Annotated in this window: 19 protein-coding genes and 2 tRNA genes; 11 read left to right on the forward strand and 10 right to left on the reverse strand. The window is 63.4% G+C overall.

Features of this window, described 5'->3' with window-relative positions; translation table 11 throughout:
- Nucleotide 1: 1 nt before the first annotated feature.
- Both ACWIKC_RS05900 and ACWIKC_RS05905 read right to left on the reverse strand, forming a co-directional pair.
- Nucleotides 2-451, reverse strand: coding sequence for a YeeE/YedE family protein (locus tag ACWIKC_RS05900; RefSeq protein ID WP_454599188.1), 450 nt, complete (start codon nt 449-451; stop codon nt 2-4).
- Nucleotides 448-1377, reverse strand: coding sequence for an MBL fold metallo-hydrolase (locus ACWIKC_RS05905; protein ID WP_454599450.1), 930 nt, complete (start codon nt 1375-1377; stop codon nt 448-450). The genes ACWIKC_RS05900 and ACWIKC_RS05905 overlap by 4 nt, the downstream gene beginning before the upstream one ends.
- Before the next feature lie 76 nt (nt 1378-1453).
- Between ACWIKC_RS05905 and ACWIKC_RS05910 the strand changes: the two genes are divergently transcribed.
- The 4 genes from ACWIKC_RS05910 (at nt 1454) to ACWIKC_RS05925 (ending at nt 3521) form a co-directional block, all read left to right on the forward strand.
- Complete coding sequence (locus tag ACWIKC_RS05910; RefSeq protein WP_454599189.1) at nt 1454-2125, forward strand: peroxiredoxin; 672 nt, start codon at nt 1454-1456, stop codon at nt 2123-2125.
- Nucleotides 2122-2460: an ArsR/SmtB family transcription factor gene (locus ACWIKC_RS05915; RefSeq protein ID WP_454599190.1), complete on the forward strand. Its 339-nt coding sequence runs from the start codon at nt 2122-2124 to the stop codon at nt 2458-2460. Before ACWIKC_RS05910 ends, ACWIKC_RS05915 begins: the two co-directional genes overlap by 4 nt.
- Nucleotides 2461-2733: 273 nt before the next feature.
- Nucleotides 2734-3270: a DsrE family protein gene (locus ACWIKC_RS05920; RefSeq protein ID WP_454599191.1), complete on the forward strand. Its 537-nt coding sequence runs from the start codon at nt 2734-2736 to the stop codon at nt 3268-3270.
- A gap of 86 nt (nt 3271-3356) precedes the next feature.
- Complete coding sequence (locus tag ACWIKC_RS05925; protein WP_454599192.1) at nt 3357-3521, forward strand: hypothetical protein; 165 nt, start codon at nt 3357-3359, stop codon at nt 3519-3521.
- Nucleotides 3522-3611: 90 nt separating this feature from the next.
- On the opposite strand, the gene ACWIKC_RS05930 is transcribed toward ACWIKC_RS05925, so the two are convergent.
- Together ACWIKC_RS05930 and ACWIKC_RS05935 are read right to left on the reverse strand one after the other, a co-directional pair.
- Nucleotides 3612-4313 carry a VIT1/CCC1 transporter family protein gene (locus tag ACWIKC_RS05930; RefSeq protein ID WP_454599193.1) on the reverse strand — a complete coding sequence of 234 codons (702 nt, stop codon included), beginning with the start codon at nt 4311-4313 and terminating at the stop codon, nt 3612-3614.
- Between the two features lie 34 nt (nt 4314-4347).
- Nucleotides 4348-4899 carry a cytochrome b gene (locus ACWIKC_RS05935; protein ID WP_454599194.1) on the reverse strand — a complete coding sequence of 184 codons (552 nt, stop codon included), beginning with the start codon at nt 4897-4899 and terminating at the stop codon, nt 4348-4350.
- 346 nt (nt 4900-5245) lie between these two features.
- Here ACWIKC_RS05935 and ACWIKC_RS05940 point away from each other — a divergent pair, with 346 nt between their 5' ends.
- Nucleotides 5246-5668 carry a universal stress protein gene (locus ACWIKC_RS05940; protein ID WP_454599195.1) on the forward strand — a complete coding sequence of 141 codons (423 nt, stop codon included), beginning with the start codon at nt 5246-5248 and terminating at the stop codon, nt 5666-5668.
- Between the two features lie 5 nt (nt 5669-5673).
- On the forward strand, nt 5674-6429 hold the full coding sequence (locus ACWIKC_RS05945; RefSeq protein ID WP_454599196.1) for a VIT1/CCC1 transporter family protein: 756 nt from the start codon (nt 5674-5676) through the stop codon (nt 6427-6429).
- A 43-nt stretch (nt 6430-6472) separates the two neighbouring features.
- Here ACWIKC_RS05945 and ACWIKC_RS05950 read toward each other — a convergent pair whose 3' ends face one another.
- Both ACWIKC_RS05950 and ACWIKC_RS05955 read right to left on the reverse strand, forming a co-directional pair.
- Nucleotides 6473-7723: a class I SAM-dependent methyltransferase gene (locus tag ACWIKC_RS05950; protein WP_454599197.1), complete on the reverse strand. Its 1251-nt coding sequence runs from the start codon at nt 7721-7723 to the stop codon at nt 6473-6475.
- Between the two features lie 670 nt (nt 7724-8393).
- Nucleotides 8394-8470: transfer RNA gene (locus ACWIKC_RS05955), tRNA-Pro, on the reverse strand.
- A gap of 150 nt (nt 8471-8620) precedes the next feature.
- On the opposite strand from ACWIKC_RS05955, the gene thyA reads away from it, so the two are divergent.
- From thyA to ACWIKC_RS05975, 4 genes are all read left to right on the forward strand, one after another.
- Complete coding sequence (thyA, locus tag ACWIKC_RS05960) at nt 8621-9538, forward strand: thymidylate synthase (RefSeq protein ID WP_454599198.1); 918 nt, start codon at nt 8621-8623, stop codon at nt 9536-9538.
- Nucleotides 9539-9633: 95 nt separating this feature from the next.
- Complete coding sequence (locus tag ACWIKC_RS05965; RefSeq protein WP_454599199.1) at nt 9634-10935, forward strand: thiamine pyrophosphate-dependent enzyme; 1302 nt, start codon at nt 9634-9636, stop codon at nt 10933-10935.
- Entirely contained in the window at nt 10932-11999 is a 1068-nt protein-coding gene (locus tag ACWIKC_RS05970; protein WP_454599200.1) for an alpha-ketoacid dehydrogenase subunit beta, read from the forward strand. Before ACWIKC_RS05965 ends, ACWIKC_RS05970 begins: the two co-directional genes overlap by 4 nt.
- A gap of 6 nt (nt 12000-12005) precedes the next feature.
- Entirely contained in the window at nt 12006-13340 is a 1335-nt protein-coding gene (locus tag ACWIKC_RS05975) for a dihydrolipoamide acetyltransferase family protein (RefSeq protein ID WP_454599201.1), read from the forward strand.
- 17 nt (nt 13341-13357) lie between these two features.
- On the opposite strand, the gene ACWIKC_RS05980 is transcribed toward ACWIKC_RS05975, so the two are convergent.
- Nucleotides 13358-13780, reverse strand: coding sequence for a hypothetical protein (locus tag ACWIKC_RS05980; protein ID WP_454599202.1), 423 nt, complete (start codon nt 13778-13780; stop codon nt 13358-13360).
- A gap of 226 nt (nt 13781-14006) precedes the next feature.
- Here ACWIKC_RS05980 and ACWIKC_RS05985 point away from each other — a divergent pair.
- Nucleotides 14007-14083 (forward strand) — tRNA-Asp (locus ACWIKC_RS05985).
- 17 nt (nt 14084-14100) lie between these two features.
- On the opposite strand, the gene ACWIKC_RS05990 is transcribed toward ACWIKC_RS05985, so the two are convergent.
- Genes ACWIKC_RS05990 through ACWIKC_RS06000 form a run of 3 tightly spaced genes read right to left on the reverse strand, consistent with a single transcriptional unit; the run spans nt 14101 to nt 15669 of the window.
- Nucleotides 14101-14889 carry an Fpg/Nei family DNA glycosylase gene (locus ACWIKC_RS05990; RefSeq protein ID WP_454599203.1) on the reverse strand — a complete coding sequence of 263 codons (789 nt, stop codon included), beginning with the start codon at nt 14887-14889 and terminating at the stop codon, nt 14101-14103.
- A 46-nt stretch (nt 14890-14935) separates the two neighbouring features.
- Nucleotides 14936-15151: a DUF2842 domain-containing protein gene (locus ACWIKC_RS05995; protein WP_454599204.1), complete on the reverse strand. Its 216-nt coding sequence runs from the start codon at nt 15149-15151 to the stop codon at nt 14936-14938.
- Entirely contained in the window at nt 15151-15669 is a 519-nt protein-coding gene (locus ACWIKC_RS06000) for a 5-formyltetrahydrofolate cyclo-ligase (RefSeq protein WP_454599205.1), read from the reverse strand. The genes ACWIKC_RS05995 and ACWIKC_RS06000 overlap by 1 nt, the downstream gene beginning before the upstream one ends.
- Nucleotides 15670-15755: the final 86 nt, after the last annotated feature.

Raw genomic sequence — 15755 nt, forward strand, 5'->3', positions numbered from 1 at the left:
TTCATCGCAGCAACTCCAGGCCCATGGCATTCATGGCTGCGACGGTGGCTATCCCCGCTGCCATGAAGGTGATCGTCGCGACCAGCGAGCGGGCCGATAGACGACTGACGCCGCAAACGCCGTGTCCGCTGGTGCAACCGCTGCCGAGCCGCGTCCCGATGCCGACCAGCAGTCCGGCGATCACAAGCGGAACGGGCCCGGCAAAACTCGCTTCAAGGCCTCCCGTCATGATAGTGACAAGGAGCGCACCCAGCGGCAGGCCGATCACGAATGCCCAAGCACCAATGCGGGATATTCCGCTTCCGCCCAACCCGACCGCCTTGGCGGCCAGGCCGGAGACCCCGGCAATCCGGCCGGAACCGAGCAACATGATTGCTGCAGCGAGGCCTATCAGGACGCCTCCCGCCAAACCGGCGAGTGGCGCGGCGTCTGGAAATCCGGGCAGGCTCATACCGCGTTGACCGGAATTTTGATGTAGCTGACGCCATTGTCTTCAGGATCGGGCAAGCGTCCTCCACGGATGTTCACCTGCACCGAGGGCATGATCAGATTGGGCATGGCGAGGGTCTTGTCGCGGCTGGTTCGCATCTCGACGAACTCGTCCTCGGTCACGCCGTCCTTGACGTGAACATTGCTTTCGCGCTGCTGCCCGACCGTCGTTTCCCACGCGTAATCGTCGCGCCCCGGGGCCTTGTAATCGTGACACAGAAACAAGCGGGTTTCGTCCGGAAGCGAGAGCAGCCGACGGATCGAGCGGAACAGTTGATGCGCGTCCCCGCCCGGAAAATCGGCCCGGGCGGTGCCGAAATCGGGCATGAAGATGGTATCGCCGACGAAAGCGGCATCGCCGATGACGAAGGCCATGTCGGCCGGAGTATGGCCGGGGACGTGCAGGGCGATGCTTTCGAGTTCGCCAAGGCGGAACGTCTCACCATCATCGAACAGCTTGTCGAACTGGGATCCGTCGCGCTCGAAATCGGTGCCGGCGTTGAACAGCTTTCCGAACACTTCCTGGACGCGGATGATGCCGCGCCCGATGGCGAGCTTTCCGCCGAGCTTTTCCTGCAGGTAGGGCGCTGCCGAAATATGATCGGCATGTGCATGGGTCTCGATCAGCCACATCACTTTCAGATTATTCGAAGTGATATATTCGATAATCCGGTCGGCCGAGCCATTCGAGGTGCGCCCCGATGCCGCTTCGAAATCGAGAACCGAATCGATTATGGCGGCTTCGTTCGTTTTGGGGTCGTGCGCGACGTAGGAAATCGTATTGGTCGCTTCGTCGAAAAAGCCCGCAATCGACGGGCGAAGGCATCTCTCGTTGCGCGCCCGATCGATCTGGGCCGAAGCCTGGGCTAGCGGTTGGTCTTCCTGCATGTCGCGGTCCTTAATTCGATTACATAAAATGATTATATGTATTGCAATCCCGATGTCAAGTGATATGCGGGTGGACATGGACTCGAATTCAATTAACGGTTTTGCCCAAAAGACGGCGCCCTGCGCTGGTTTGCGCATCGGGGATACCGCTCCCGATTTCGCTGCCCGAAGCACCACCGGCGATGTCCGGCTGTCGGAATATCGCGGCCGTTGGCTGGTCCTTTTTTCCCACCCGGCCGACTTCACCCCGGTATGCACGACCGAGTTCGTTGCGCTCGCCCGCGAAGCCGATGAGTTCGAGCGGCGGGGCTGCGGGTTGATGGCCCTTTCGGTCGACAGCCTGTTTTCCCATTTCGCATGGCTCCGCATGATCCGCGACCGGTTCGATGTCGAAGTCCGGTTTCCGATCCTGGAAGATCCGACCCTTGTGATCGCTAGGGCCTATGGGATGGTTGGGCCCGAGGATCACGACAGTTCCGCGGTCCGCACGACATTCTTCATCGATCCCGAGGGAAAGATCCGGGCGATGGCATGCTATCCCGCGAACGTCGGACGATCAATACCGGAAATGCTGCGGACGCTCGATGCGCTTCAGGCGGTCGACGAAGGACCCGTGCTCGCCCCTGCAAATTGGCTGCCGGGGCAGAATTTGTTGCGCCAGCCCACTGCGAAACTGGACGATGTCTTCGCCGCGAAGGACCAGTCGGACTGGTTCCTCCGCGAGGTAAAGGGACGACCGCGGACATGAGCGAGGAGGATACCGTCGAGGCGCTGAAAGCCGCCGCCCATCCGGTCCGGTTTCGCATCCTGCGAGCCCTCTCCGGGATAGAACGCAATGTCGGCGAGATCGATGCGGTTGCGCGGATCGGACAGCCGACGCTTTCGCAGCAACTTGCGGTGTTGCGCAACGCCGGCCTGGTCCAGACCCGCAAGGAAGCCAAGCTCGTCTTCTATCGGCTGGACGAAGAGAAACTCGCCGAACTGTCGGCTACACTGGGCGGACTGGTTGGCCTGGTAGCCGAGCGAGGTTCCTTGGCGCGGCCGCCTGCTTCCGGGGTGGCAAATTTCGCCCGACTGACCTGATGGACATGACCCTCGCAACGAGCGGACGATAAACGCGTCGGCTTTCCGATGTGGGGGGGGGGGGGGGCGAGCGTTTGCCACCCCAGGGACGCGTCTCTCGGGCGAAATTTCGCCCTCTGCTGCAAGACTTGCCCGTTGAAGCGCAAAACCAATCCTAGTTGAGCCATTCATCAAAAAGGAAAGTCCGGATCGATCGCCGTCTCACCCTTCCAGTCAACCGAACTGCGAAACATGCGATCAGTCTCACTCCCTTCCCCACATTAGGATCGATCGATGCAGATGTTCAGAAGCGGTGCCATTCTCGTTGCATTGTTGGCGAGCCCGACGTTGGCCCAGACCCAGCCTCGGCTCGTGCCCGGTTTTGGAACCTATTTCGACATTCCCGAACCGTTCGAAAAACTTGATCCGCAGCTGCGCTATAAGGTGGTGTTCGATGTGGCGCAGCCCGCGCGCAAACCGGACGAAGTGCACCAGGGGCTGGAACGGGTAGCGCGCATGGTCAATCTTCTGGATCGCCACGGTGGCACGGTGCATCCTGGAGATATCGTTGTGACATTGCACGGACCCGCCGCGAAGACCGCACTGACGGCGGCGGCCTTTGCCGAGCGATTCGATGGAGAAACCAACCCGAACGTCGAACTGATCCGGCAACTGACCCTGGCTGGGGTGAGCGTTCGGCTATGCGGGCAATCCATGGCTGCCAACGGGTTCGCGCACGACGAGGTGCACCCGGATGTGCAGATTGACATCTCGGCGATCACGACGCTCGCGACCCTGCAATTGCAAGGCTACGCAGTCATTCAGGACTGAAGCGTCAAAACCGAAGCGCTCACGCCAGCGCCGCCCCGCATCTGCCCCGCAGATCCCAAGGCTTTTGCTCCAGGCTTCAAGATATCATGGGCGACGAAGATTATGTCTATGAAGAGGAAACCGGTGAGTGGATGCTCACGGCGAAACTGGCCGACGCGGATAATGCGCGACGCAATTTTGCAGACCAGGACAGCTATTATGGCCAGGTGGTCTACGGTGTCGTTTTGGGAACCGGCGCGCGAAGCCAGTGACTTGCCTGGTTTGTCGCGAAGGAGAAGATGGCCTTTCGAGCTTCGAAATGGATTCCTTTCTGTGCCCCCTGCGCTGCCAATTCGGAGCGGCTACACAACCGTTCCGGCGATCCTTCCGATCGCTGCGGTCAGCGCCATTGCGAGCGCGCCCCAGAAGGTGACGCGCAGGATCGAGCGACCGATCGGCGCTTTTCCGGCGACCGCACCCAAGGCCCCCAGGCTGACGAGCAATGCGAGCGAGGAGGCCACTGTGATCGCCACGAGCAGGTCCATCGGTGCCAGCGCGGTCACCGCCAGCGGAAGTGCCGCACCGACCGCGAAGGTCGATGCCGAGGCCAGTGCCGCTTGCAAGGGTTTCGCCGAAGCGGTTTCGGTCAGCCCGAGTTCGTCGCGGGCATGCGCGCCCAGGGCGTCGCTTGCGGTCAATTGGTCGGCGACTGCGGCGGCGGTTTCATGGTCGAGGCCGCGGGCCCGGTAGATCGCGATCAATTCCTCCCGCTCCGCCTCCGGCTGCTCGGCCAGCTCGATGGTTTCGCGGGCCAAGTCTGCGCGTTCGGTGTCGGCCTGCGAGCTCACCGAAACGAACTCGCCGGCCGCCATCGACATCGCACCGGCGACCAGCCCGGCAACACCCGCCAGCAGGATCGCGCTGCGCGGGGCACCGGCAGCGGCAACCCCGAGCACCAGGCTGGCGGTCGAGACGATCCCGTCATTGGCACCAAGGACCGCAGCGCGCAGCCAGCCGATGCGCGAGACAGCATGGCGTTCCGGGTGGGTCAGGCTGCGCGGCATGAGAGGTCGTTCCTGGACATGGATGGAGACGGCCTCATTGTACACTTTGCCTCCAGGGCAGCATACGTCGCAGCGTATCGTCCTTCCAGAAATAGTGGTGCACCAATCCGGCGGCGGCGTGCAGCCCGATCAGCCAGTAGCCGACCGTCCCGGCAGTAGCGTGGATCTCCTGCAGCCATTCGGCCAGCGGCTTGTCCGGCGATATCAGCGGCGGCAATTCGAGTCCCCAAAAGGGGATCGTCGCGCCCTTCGCGCTGAGGATGGTCCAGCCCGCCAGCGGCATGGCGATCATCAGGCCGTAGAGCGCGAGGTGGACGCCCCGTGCCGCCACCATCTGCCAAATAGAGGGTTTTGGCATGATCGGCGGCGTGGTGGCGAGGAGGCGCATTACGGCCCTCGCCAGGACCAGCACCAGCACCGTCAGGCCGAGCATGAAGTGCCAGGCCTTGAAGCCCTCGCGGATGTCGCTGCCTTTGGGGAAATATTCGCGTAGCTCGATCGCGGCATAGACCGCAGCCAGCAGAATGAGCATCGCCCAGTGCATTGCGATCAGGGCGGTCGGGTAGCGCGGCGCGGTCTGTTGCATTTCGCAGGTCCTTCACGGCATGCCAGCCCTGGGGCGGGGGCCGGATCAAAAAGCCGTGTGCTACCAAGCTGTCGTCAGCCTGACATTTCGAGGCGAGGTGCGAAACCATCCTCCGCTCATATGGCACTGTCAAGTTCACGACAGGTTGATGGCGCTTTGACGGGCAATGATCATCCCGCGGCAACTTCCCGATAATTACGATGAAATTGTATTAGACACCCCCCGACCCGTGTGTTGCTGCCAAGGTATCTTCGAGAATTTATTGCATGCAGACGATGAAGAAGCTGTGCAGTGTCGAAATCGCGCTTAACACTCGTTTCGTAGCGACCCCATTGGGAGGTGTCCGATGTATTCCAGCATTCTCGTTCCGGTCGATCTGGACGAGCCCAGTTCCTGGGAGAAATCCGTCCCCGTCGGCCTGGCGCTCGCGAGCGCGTTCGACGCGCGGATTACGCTCGCCACCGTGGTGCCGGACAATGTCGCTGTCCGCGAAGCGCAATGGACCGCGATTGGCTATCGCCGTTTGCTGGATGTCGCCGCCGCACGCCTCGGTTCGCTCGCCGATGAGCTGGGAGGCGAAGTTCGACTGGAGCGGCGGGTGGGTTCCGGCCCGATCGCAAAAGGCATTCTCGGACTGGGCGAAGACGTCGATGCCGATTTGATCGTCCTCGCGTCGCACCGCCCCGAAATGAAGGACTGGCTGATCGGTGCCAATGCGTCCCGGGTTGTCCGGCACGCCGCTTGCTCGGTCATGGTCGTGAGGGACTGACAGCGATGGCCTTCAGCCGGCGCCGCGATCTTCGGGAGGAGCATCGCAAGGTTCGAATCCGCGACCGCCTCGATTCGCCGCGCGGCGAGAGTCCGCTCGGCGATTTCATTCTCGGCGGCGTGGATGGGGTGGTGACGACATTCGCGGTCGTCGCGGGCAGCGCCGGCGGGGGCCTCGCCGCGACTACCGTGATCATCCTGGGGCTGGCCAATCTCGTTGCCGACGGCTTCAGCATGGGTGTCAGCAATTTTCTCGGGACGCGAAGCCGACAGCTGGAGGTGGCGCAGGCCCGTGCCGATGAGAACTGGCAGATCGAGAATTATCCCACAGGAGAGGAGCAGGAAATACGCGAGATTTTCGCGCGCAAGGGGCTGGACCCCGAGACCCTGGACCGGGTCGTCGAGACCATTATCGATGACCGCAGCGTCTGGCTCGACACGATGATGGCGGAAGAACTCAAGCTCAGCGAAGTCTCCGCGCGTCCCCTGCGGGCTGCGCTTTTTACCTGTCTGGCGTTCGGCATCTGCGGCTTCGTGCCCTTGCTCCCCTTCGTCCTGGGCGTCGGAGATTTCGATCTTACGTTCGCGACCAGCAGCGGGTTCGCCGCAGCGACCTTCTTCGCGCTCGGTCTCGGGAAAGGCGCGATCCTCGGCGCAGCACCGCTCCGCGCTGCCCTGCAGACATTGCTTCTTGGCAGTGCCGCCGCGATCCTGGCCTACGGCGTTGGTTTGGGCCTCCGCAGCATGTTCGGAGTGAACTGAAGCCACCTGAGCCAAGCGCAGGATTCGGACAGCGCCTGAATGTTCACGCCGACTGAGTGAGCGTCGCTTCGGCCTGCGTCATATAAGTCCGGGTCAGCGGGAGTACGCGGCGGTCCCGGCAGTACTGGATCTGGTAATTGCACATGCCGCCGTTTTCGAAGCTCGACGTCGCACCCGACAGGTAGAACGTCCACATCCGGAAAAAGCGTTCGTCATACATCGCGACGATCTCGTCGCGATGCGCCAGGCAGTTGGCGTACCAAGCCCGCAGGGTCTTCGCGTAATGCAGTCGCAGCATTTCGGTATCGCTGGCGATGAGACGGAATTTTTCGCTGGCAGCGATCGTTTCGGACAGGGCGGGAATATAGCCGCCGGGAAAAATGTATTTGCGCGTGAAGGCATCCGTCGTTCCGGGCGAACCGATCCGCCCGATCGTGTGCAGCAGCATCACGCCGTCATCGGCAATCAGGTTGGCGCAGGCTTCGAAAAAGGTCTCGAACTGCGGCCGTCCGACATGCTCGAACATCCCCACCGAAACGATCCGATCGAACCGATCGCCGCGCTCGGGCAAGTCCCGGTAATCGACCAGCTCGAACGAGACCCGGTCCGCGACACCCGCGTCTCTGGCGCGTTCCTCGGCCAGAGCGAGCTGTTCGCGGGATAGCGTGATCCCGGTCACCCTGATGTCGAACTTGCGCGCCAGATAGATCGCCATACCGCCCCAGCCGCAGCCGATATCGAGCACGGTCTGGCCCTCGCGCAAGTCGAGCTTGGCCGCAATATGCGCCAGTTTCGCTTCCTGCGACTGCGCCAGAGTCTCGACACCGTCGTCCCAATAGCCGCAGCTGTACTGCATATGCTCGCTGTCCAGCATCAGGCGGTACAGGTCGTTGCCGATGTCGTAGTGATGCGAGACGTTGCGCTGCGATCTCAGTGTGTCGTTGATCGCCTCGCGGGCGAAAGCGATCCTGTTGCCCAAGCGCCGGCGCAGACTTGGTTGACCGATGGATCCCCCGCGATCCCAGGGCGCATTGGAGCGCAGCAACTCCACCAGTTCCATGATCCCGCCCTGCTGCAAGGTCAGCCGGCCTTCCATATAGGCTTCGGCGGCGCCCAGCCGCGGATCGAGCAGGATATCGCGCGGGACGGACTTGTCGGTGAAGGTCAGGGCAACATCGGGAAAGCCGATCGCCGGTTCACCGAAAACGCTTTGGGTGCCATCGGCGAAGGTAACCTCGAGAATGCCCCGCTTCACAATCGAGGCGAGATAGCGGCTGACCAGAATCTTGCTCATCGTGCCCCTTTATGGTCGAGAATTCTCGACTCGGCCATACTCAACACAACGCTACGCCGAGCAGCGAAAGTATCGCGTGCACGAAACACCCGCCATTGATGCAAAATCAGTTTATGGTCCTGGGGCGTTCGGGATGGGCCAGAAACGATCGAGGTTCATCACCTTGGCCGAGGCTACGACGAAGTCCTGCACGAACAGGTCCTTCGCATCTTCCGAAGCATGATGAAGATCACAAATCTGCGCTCACCAAGGACAGCGCACGCTGAATGGGTGCGGTCTGGAAGTCGAACATGATCCGCGCGGCGGCGGTCGAACAGGCGAGCGAAGGAGGCCTTATCTGTTCGGCCGGCGGAGACGCTCGCGCGCATCCTCCCATCAGCAGAAGGGTTCCATACCGCCCATGCAACTAGCCAACCCGATCAAGGACATAACAGCGTAGGCGATCAGGGAACTGCATTCGCAGGGTTCGCGGGTCATCATGGCGACTGGCGACAACGAACGCAGAGCCCAAGCGATAGTATCTTCCATCGCGCCGAACGGTGAGGGGAATTTTCGACATTGCAGGAGGATCCCGAACTGGGTCGGTGAACCGGTATGTGACACGCTATGGGTCACCCCGTTCCACCTGATGAGTGGGAGCGGTTTCTTTTTCAGAGCCTTACAGCAAAAATGGTCGGGGAGAGAGGATTCGAACCTCCGGCCCCTGCCTCCCGAAGACAGTGCTCTACCAGGCTGAGCTACTCCCCGACCGGATCGGCCCCGCGAAAAAATCGTCTTCGCGGGTCGAGGCAAGGCGCGCCCTATAGGTGTGGACGGTTGGCGGTGCAAGCGGGCATTTGCCGCTTATCCGCGCTAGGGAGGCGTCCACAGCCATTCGCCTGCAGGAACCCCGACGCCGTGCACCCCGAACAGCAATATCTCGATCTCATGCGCCGCATCTGGGAGCAGGGCAGCGAACGGCTCGACCGCACCGGGGTCGGCACGCGCTCGGTGATGGGCGCCATGCTGCGCTACGATCTGGCCGATGGCGCGATGCCCTTGGTGACGACCAAGCGGGTCTACTGGAAGACCGCGACACGCGAATTGCTGTGGTTCCTGACCGGCGAGACCAATATCCGGCCGCTGGTGCTCCAGGGGGTCAAGATCTGGAACGACTGGCCGCACGCGCGCTATGTCCAGGAAAGCGGCGAGCAGATCCCGCTCGACGACTTTGTCCAGCGGATCGCCGATGACGAGCAATTCGCCGTGCGCTGGGGCGATCTGGGGCCAGTCTATGGCAAGCAATGGGTCGATTGGCCGACCTATCGCTATCGCCCCGACGGGCTCTATGAAAAAGGGCCGGGGATCAACCAGGTTGCGCTGCTGGTCGAATCGCTCCGCGACAATCCAGGCAGCCGGCGGCACATTCTCGAGGGCTGGAACGTCGCCGAGCTCGACCGGATGGCGCTGCCGCCTTGCCACAAGACCTATCAGTACCACGTGGCCCACGGGCGCTTGAACAGCGTGCTTTATCAGCGCAGCTGCGACGTGGCGTTGGGCATGCCGTTCAACCTGTGGTCGGCGGCGCTGCTCCAGCGGATGCTCGCGCAGCAGTGTGGGCTTGAGCCGGGGGAGCTGGTGTGGATGGGCGGGGACACGCATCTTTATCTCAACCACGCCGACCTGATCGCCGAACAGCTGGGTCGAGAACCCCAGGGCCGCCCGCGGCTCGAGCTGCTGCGGCAGCCGCCGACGATCTTCGATTATCGCATTGAGGATTTCGCGGTTCACAACTACACGCCGCACGGGCCGTTGAAGGCTCCCGTAGCGGTGTGAACCGGTCGCCTTGACCCAACCGCATTGTTGAAATATTATGACGCAATCACGCAAGATTGCTTGCAACCGCGTTCGTCGCAAAGGGAGAGCGCCACATGGCCGATAGGCCCGACAGCGCAGCCGGCCAGGGTTCGAACAAGCCCTCGCTTTCGCTGCATGTCCCTGAACCCCACTACCGTCCCGGCGATGCCGTGGACTTCAGCCATGTCGATGCCGGAGAGGCCGGCCGCGAGCCGCGCCCCGACGAGGCCTGCGACCCGGCCGACATGCGCGATCTCGCCTATGGCCTGATCCGCGTGCTCGGCGACGACGACCGCGCACATGGGCCTTGGGACCCCAAGCTCGACGCCGACACGCTGCGGGCCATGCTCAAGAACATGGCGGTCACCCGCGCCTTCGACGAGCGGATGTTCCGCGGTCAGCGGCAGGGCAAGACCAGCTTCTACATGAAGTGCACCGGCGAGGAGGCGACCAGCATCTCCGCCTCGATGGCGCTGGCGAGCGACGACATGGTCTTCCCCAGCTATCGCCAGCAGGGCATCCTGTTGTCGCGCGGTTATCCGATGATCGAGATGATCAACCAGATCTATTCGAACCGCGGCGACAAGCTCAAGGGCCGCCAGCTGCCGATCATGTATTCCAGCCGCGAGCACAGCTTCTTCACCATCAGCGGCAATCTCGCGACCCAGACCCCGCAGGCGGTGGGCTGGGCGATGGCGAGCGCGATCAAGGGTGATTCGCGGATCGCCGCGACCTGGGTGGGCGAGGGCAGCACCGCCGAGGGCGACTTCCACGCCGCCTGCACCTTTGCCGCGGTCTACAATGCGCCCGTGATCCTCAACGTCGTCAACAACCAGTGGGCGATCTCGAGCTTCTCGGGCTTTGCCGGTGGCGAGCGGACGACCTTTGCCGCGCGCGGGCTGGGGCATGGCATCGCGGCCTTGCGGGTCGACGGCAATGATGCGCTGGCCTGCTACGCCGCCGAGCGCTGGGCCGCCAATCGCGCGCGCGCCAACGCGGGGCCGACGCTGATCGAATTCTTCACCTATCGCGCCGAGGGCCATTCGACCTCGGACGATCCCTCGGGCTATCGCAGCGCGCAGGAACGCGAGGAATGGCCGCTGGGCGATCCGGTGATGCGATTGAAGCGACACCTCATCGCGCTGGGCGAGTGGGACGAGGAACGCCAGGAAGCGATGGATCGCGAGGCTGCCGAGATGGTCCGCGCCACCACCAAGGAAGCCGAGGCCAACGGCATCCTGGGGCACGGCCTGCATCATCCCTTCCGCACCATGTTCGAGGACGTGTTCGAGGAGCTACCCTGGCATCTCAGGGAACAGGCCGAACAGGCGGTCAAGGAACGCGAAATCAAGTTTCCGGAGGGTCTGCCCAAATGAGCGCGACCGAAACCCAAACCGCACCCGAGAGCGAGGTGGAAACCACCACCGAGCGCCGCCTCAACATGATCGAGGCGATCAACGAGGCGCTCGACGTTACCATGGCCCGCGACCCCGATATCGTCATCATGGGCGAGGATGTCGGCTATTTCGGCGGCGTGTTCCGCTGCACCGCGGGGCTGCAGGAGAAATACGGCAAGACCCGCGTGTTCGACACGCCGATTTCCGAATGCGGCATCATCGCCGCGGCGGTGGGGATGGGCGCCTATGGCCTGCGCCCGGTGCCCGAAATTCAGTTCGCCGATTACATCTATCCCGGGCTCGATCAGCTAATCTCCGAGGCGGCGCGGCTGCGCTATCGTTCGGCGGCGGAGTATATTGCCCCGATCACGGTGCGAACGCCGTTCGGCGGCGGGATCTTCGGCGGGCAGACGCACAGCCAGAGCCCCGAGGCGATCTTCGCGCATGTCTCGGGCCTCAAGACCGTCGTCCCCTCTACGCCCTACGACGCCAAGGGCCTGCTGATCGCCGCGATCGAGGACAATGATCCGGTGATCTTCTTCGAACCCAAGCGGATCTACAACGGCCCCTTCAGCGGCTATTACGACAAGCCCGCGCAGCCGTGGAAGAAGCACGACGCGAGCATCGTCCCCGAGGGGCATTACACCATACCTCTGGGCAAGGCGCGCAAGGTTACCGAGGGCGAGGCCCTGACCGTGCTCGCCTATGGCACCATGGTGCATGTGGCCGAGGAAGTGTGCCGCCAGAAGGGCGTCGATGCGGAAATCCTCGATCTGCGCTCGCTGGTTCCGCTCGACATCGAGGCGATCGAGGCTTCGGTCGAGAAGACCGGGCGTTGCATGATCGTCCACGAGGCGACCCGCACCGCCGGTTTCGGCGCCGAGCTTTCGGCGCTGGTGACCGAGCGCTGTTTCTACCATCTCGAAGCCCCGGTTATCCGTGTGACCGGCTTCGACACGCCCTATCCCCACAGTCTTGAATGGGCCTATTTCCCGGGCCCGGTCCGCATTGGCGAGGCCATCGACAAGATCTTGAGCGAGTAAGCGACCATGGCGACATTCACCTTCACAATGCCCGATATCGGCGAAGGCATCGCCGAGGCGGAGATCGTCGCCTGGCACAAGGCGGTCGGCGACCGTGTCGAGGAAGACGAGGAATTCGTCGACATGATGACCGACAAGGCCACCGTGCCGCTGGAAAGCCCCGTCACCGGCACGATCACCGAGATCGCCGGGGAGGAGGGCGAGATGGTCTCGATTGGCGCCATGCTGGTCGTGATCGAGGTCGAGGGCGAAGTGCCCGAGGATGTCGCCGACGAGAGCGGGTCCGTGAGCCCGGCACCCGCGGAGACCTCCAGCGATGCGCCCGGTCCAAAGGACGAGGGTGTCGAGCAGCGGATCGAGACCGAGAACCCCGACGCTTCCGATGCCGACGACGCACATGCGGCCGACCCCAAGCCGGCCGATCTGCCGGCGCCGACTCCGGCACCCACTCCGGCGCCCGAGCCGACCTCGAATGCAAAGGTTCTCGCCTCACCGGCGGTGCGCAAGCGCGCCAAGGAACTCGGCGTCGATCTGGCCGATGTGAAGCCCGCCGAGGATGGCCGTGTCCGTCACGGCGATCTCGACAGCTTCCTGTCCTACAGCGGCGGCTATTCGCCTGCCGGTCGCGCGCGCGAGGACGAGCAGCGCAAGGTCATCGGCATGCGCCGCCGCATCGCCGAGAACATGGCCGCTTCCAAGCGCAACATCCCGCATTTCTCCTATGTCGAGGAAGTCGATGTCACCGATCTGGAAGTGCTGCGCGGACAGCTCAATTCCAACCGCGGAGACCGGCCCAAGCTGACGATGCTGCCAATGCTGATCGCTGCGATCTGCAAGACCATTCCCGACTTCCCGATGATCAACGCCCGCTACGACGATGAGGGCGGGGTCGTGACGCGTCATGGGGCGGTCCATCTCGGCATGGCGGCGCAGACGGATGCCGGGCTGATGGTGCCGGTCATCCGCGACGCGCAGTCGCGCAATCTGTGGCAGCTCGCGAAAGAGATCGTCCGGCTCGCCGAGGCGGCGCGCGATGGCAAGGCGACCAGCGAGGAATTGCAGGGTGGAACTCTCACCGTTACCTCGCTCGGCCCGCTCGGCGGGGTGGCGACCACGCCGGTCATCAACCGCCCCGAGGTCGCGATCATCGGCCCCAACCGCATCATCGAACGGCCGATGTATGTCAGCGACGGGCAGGGCGGCGAGCGGATCGAGAAGCGCAAGCTGATGAACATCTCGATCAGCTGCGACCACCGCGTGGTCGACGGCTACGACGCGGCGAGCTTCGTCCAGGCGCTCAAGCGGCTGCTCGAGGCACCCTCGCTCATCCTGGTGGACTGATCAGGGTGTGAGTGGCTTCAGCGCACGATCGCGCTGAAGCTGCGCATCCCGCTGGTGTCGCGGGCGCCCACGTGCCAGCGCAGATTGGTGACCTCCTCTGGCTGCGCGGCGCGTTGGCCGCGGCGCAAGTCCCTCAGGCGGCCCCAGCGGCGTCCGCCATCGACCGAAACCTCGACCGCGTCGTCGCCGCTGCGCTGGTAGGACAAAGTCTCGGGAATCCGGCTCGCCAGTGTGAACGGCTGCGCCCTCTTATGGTCCTGCCATTGCATCACCAGCACCACCCGGTCGCCGCGCGACAGCGTGCTGGCAGGCTCGAGCGCGACGCCTTCGCCCTGCAAGGTTTCGACGAAGACCGAGCGCTGGATCGACAGCGCCGAACCGGTTGCCGCAGCGGCTGTGCCCAGAAACAATATGCTCGCAACAAGCAGGATCGAACGCATGGATTTGCCCCCCGTAGTGTTCGCTGTCAGCTATGCGCCGACGACCTCAAGATAGGGTTAATCGGCGTTCACCATGTCGCTTCGCAGGCCGGTCCGGAGCAGGCGCTTGCAAAGCTTTTGCAAAGCCCCGTTTTTTCCTCCGGACGGGCATTGACAGGATTGGGGGCCTGCCTTAGTGGCCCGGCTCCCAAGCGGCGCTGGTCGCTCCCAGTCGCTTCTTAGATGCGCGGGTGTAGCTCAGTTGGTTAGAGCGCCGGCCTGTCACGCCGGAGGTCGCGGGTTCAAGTCCCGTCACTCGCGCCACTTGGGAACCTACCTTTTTACGTTTGATGGACCGGACAATAATAGGCCGTCCGGCCACCCACTTTGCGGTGGGTCAGTTCGCCGCCGCAATGGCTGCGCGGGCAGGCACGCATGTCCTTGCGGTTGGGAATCAACCATTCGTCGGGCAGGCGCGAATAGTCGGCTTCGACATCGACACCTTTCGACAATGTCAGGCGCATGGTGTCGAACAGTGTGTCGAGCTTTTCACCGTCGAGATCGCTGCCCTTGCATTCGGGATCGAGACCTGTCTGGAACAGGAGTTCGTCCGACCACAGATTGCCGATCCCGGCGATCCGCTTCTGATCCATCAGTGCTGATTTGATCGCCGCCTTCGATCCGCCGATGAAACCCAGGAAAGCGCTCCGGTCGATCGCCAGCGCATCGGGCCCCAGCTCTTGCGTGGCAATGTAGTCGTCGGGGTCCTCGATGATCTTCACATGACCGAGCTTGCGCGGACAGCGGAAGGCCAGCCGCCGGTCGCCATCGAAGACGATCCGGAACTTGGTGTGGTCGGGCTCGGGGTCGGGCGCATCGAAGGGGATCAGCCAGCCGCTCATACCGAGATGGACAGTGATCCAGGGCCCGGTCTTGCTGCCGAGGAAGATGTTCTTCCCGTGGCGGCGGGTCTCGGTGAACTGGCGACCTTTCAGCCGCCCAAGCTCGTTGTCTCCGGGCAGGTCGATATGGGTGATGTTGTCGCCCAGCTCGGCCGCCACGATCGTGCGGTTGAGGCAGGTGCGTTCGAGCGTCAGGCGCTGGGCTTCGTTTTCGGGCAGTTCCGGCATGATTGGGGAACCACGGCGCGCTGGCCTCGGTTCCCTTTGACGCCTCTCAGCCCCAGCTGCCGGTTTCCATCCAGATCAGGAACCGCCGCAGCGGCAGCAGCCAGACGACCCCGAGGACAAGATAGACCAGCGTCTGCGCGATTGTGTGCCAGCTGCCGATCACCGGCGGCACGAAAGTCGCCACCGCGATCCCGTAAGCGAGCAGCGCGACAAGCAGCGCCAGCACGCCGAAGGGGATCCTGAGCGTCGGTTCCTCGCGCATCAGAACGGACCGTAGAAGCGGGTGGGGGTGACCACTGCGGTCAACGGCATGTCGTGCGCCTCCTGCGGGAGTTCGTCGAGCTTCTGCACATCCCAGGCCAGCCCGATCGCTTTGGTGCCGGGATGCTCCGCCAGCCAGCGGTCGTAGTGACCGCCGCCCTGGCCGATCCGCGCGCCCTTGTCGGTGAAGCCGATCAGCGGCACGAACAGCAGGTCGGGGGCGACGACTTCGGCGATGGGGAGGGGCTGGAACAGGCCGAAGGGCCCGATCTCGCAATCCGTCTCCTCGAAAGGATCGCCGTGGCGGGCGAATTCCATCGGAGAATTGCGTGTCGCGAAGCGCGGGAGAGCGATCGTGTGCCCCGCCTCGAAAAAGAATTTCGCATAGGCGGTGGCGGGAGCTTCGAAGGTGCCCGCCGAATAGAGGCCGATCGTAGCGTCGGCAGGGACGAGCCCGAGCAGCGGGGCGGGCGGGCGGTGGAAGATCAGCCCGAGCATCGCGGCCGGGATGGCCTGCACATGTTCGCGGCGCAAACCGCGCAATCGGGTCCTGAGTTCACTCTTGCCTGCCACGCGGCACCCCTGTCGCCCGGCCGGACCGGGGG

This window comes from Qipengyuania sp. SM2507, assembly GCF_053714505.1.

Bases quoted from the DNA above. Each gene is read 5' to 3' on its own strand.
- ACWIKC_RS05900 (WP_454599188.1), bottom strand. From the start codon at position 451: ATGAGCCTGCCCGGATTTCCAGACGCCGCGCCACTCGCCGGTTTGGCG.
- ACWIKC_RS05905 (WP_454599450.1), bottom strand. From the start codon at position 1,377: ATGCAGGAAGACCAACCGCTAGCCCAGGCTTCGGCCCAGATCGATCGG.
- ACWIKC_RS05910 (WP_454599189.1), top strand. From the start codon at position 1,454: ATGGACTCGAATTCAATTAACGGTTTTGCCCAAAAGACGGCGCCCTGC.
- ACWIKC_RS05915 (WP_454599190.1), top strand. From the start codon at position 2,122: ATGAGCGAGGAGGATACCGTCGAGGCGCTGAAAGCCGCCGCCCATCCG.
- ACWIKC_RS05920 (WP_454599191.1), top strand. From the start codon at position 2,734: ATGCAGATGTTCAGAAGCGGTGCCATTCTCGTTGCATTGTTGGCGAGC.
- ACWIKC_RS05925 (WP_454599192.1), top strand. From the start codon at position 3,357: ATGGGCGACGAAGATTATGTCTATGAAGAGGAAACCGGTGAGTGGATG.
- ACWIKC_RS05930 (WP_454599193.1), bottom strand. From the start codon at position 4,313: ATGCCGCGCAGCCTGACCCACCCGGAACGCCATGCTGTCTCGCGCATC.
- ACWIKC_RS05935 (WP_454599194.1), bottom strand. From the start codon at position 4,899: ATGCAACAGACCGCGCCGCGCTACCCGACCGCCCTGATCGCAATGCAC.
- ACWIKC_RS05940 (WP_454599195.1), top strand. From the start codon at position 5,246: ATGTATTCCAGCATTCTCGTTCCGGTCGATCTGGACGAGCCCAGTTCC.
- ACWIKC_RS05945 (WP_454599196.1), top strand. From the start codon at position 5,674: ATGGCCTTCAGCCGGCGCCGCGATCTTCGGGAGGAGCATCGCAAGGTT.
- ACWIKC_RS05950 (WP_454599197.1), bottom strand. From the start codon at position 7,723: ATGAGCAAGATTCTGGTCAGCCGCTATCTCGCCTCGATTGTGAAGCGG.
- ACWIKC_RS05965 (WP_454599199.1), top strand. From the start codon at position 9,634: ATGGCCGATAGGCCCGACAGCGCAGCCGGCCAGGGTTCGAACAAGCCC.
- ACWIKC_RS05970 (WP_454599200.1), top strand. From the start codon at position 10,932: ATGAGCGCGACCGAAACCCAAACCGCACCCGAGAGCGAGGTGGAAACC.
- ACWIKC_RS05975 (WP_454599201.1), top strand. From the start codon at position 12,006: ATGGCGACATTCACCTTCACAATGCCCGATATCGGCGAAGGCATCGCC.
- ACWIKC_RS05980 (WP_454599202.1), bottom strand. From the start codon at position 13,780: ATGCGTTCGATCCTGCTTGTTGCGAGCATATTGTTTCTGGGCACAGCC.
- ACWIKC_RS05990 (WP_454599203.1), bottom strand. From the start codon at position 14,889: ATGCCGGAACTGCCCGAAAACGAAGCCCAGCGCCTGACGCTCGAACGC.
- ACWIKC_RS05995 (WP_454599204.1), bottom strand. From the start codon at position 15,151: ATGCGCGAGGAACCGACGCTCAGGATCCCCTTCGGCGTGCTGGCGCTG.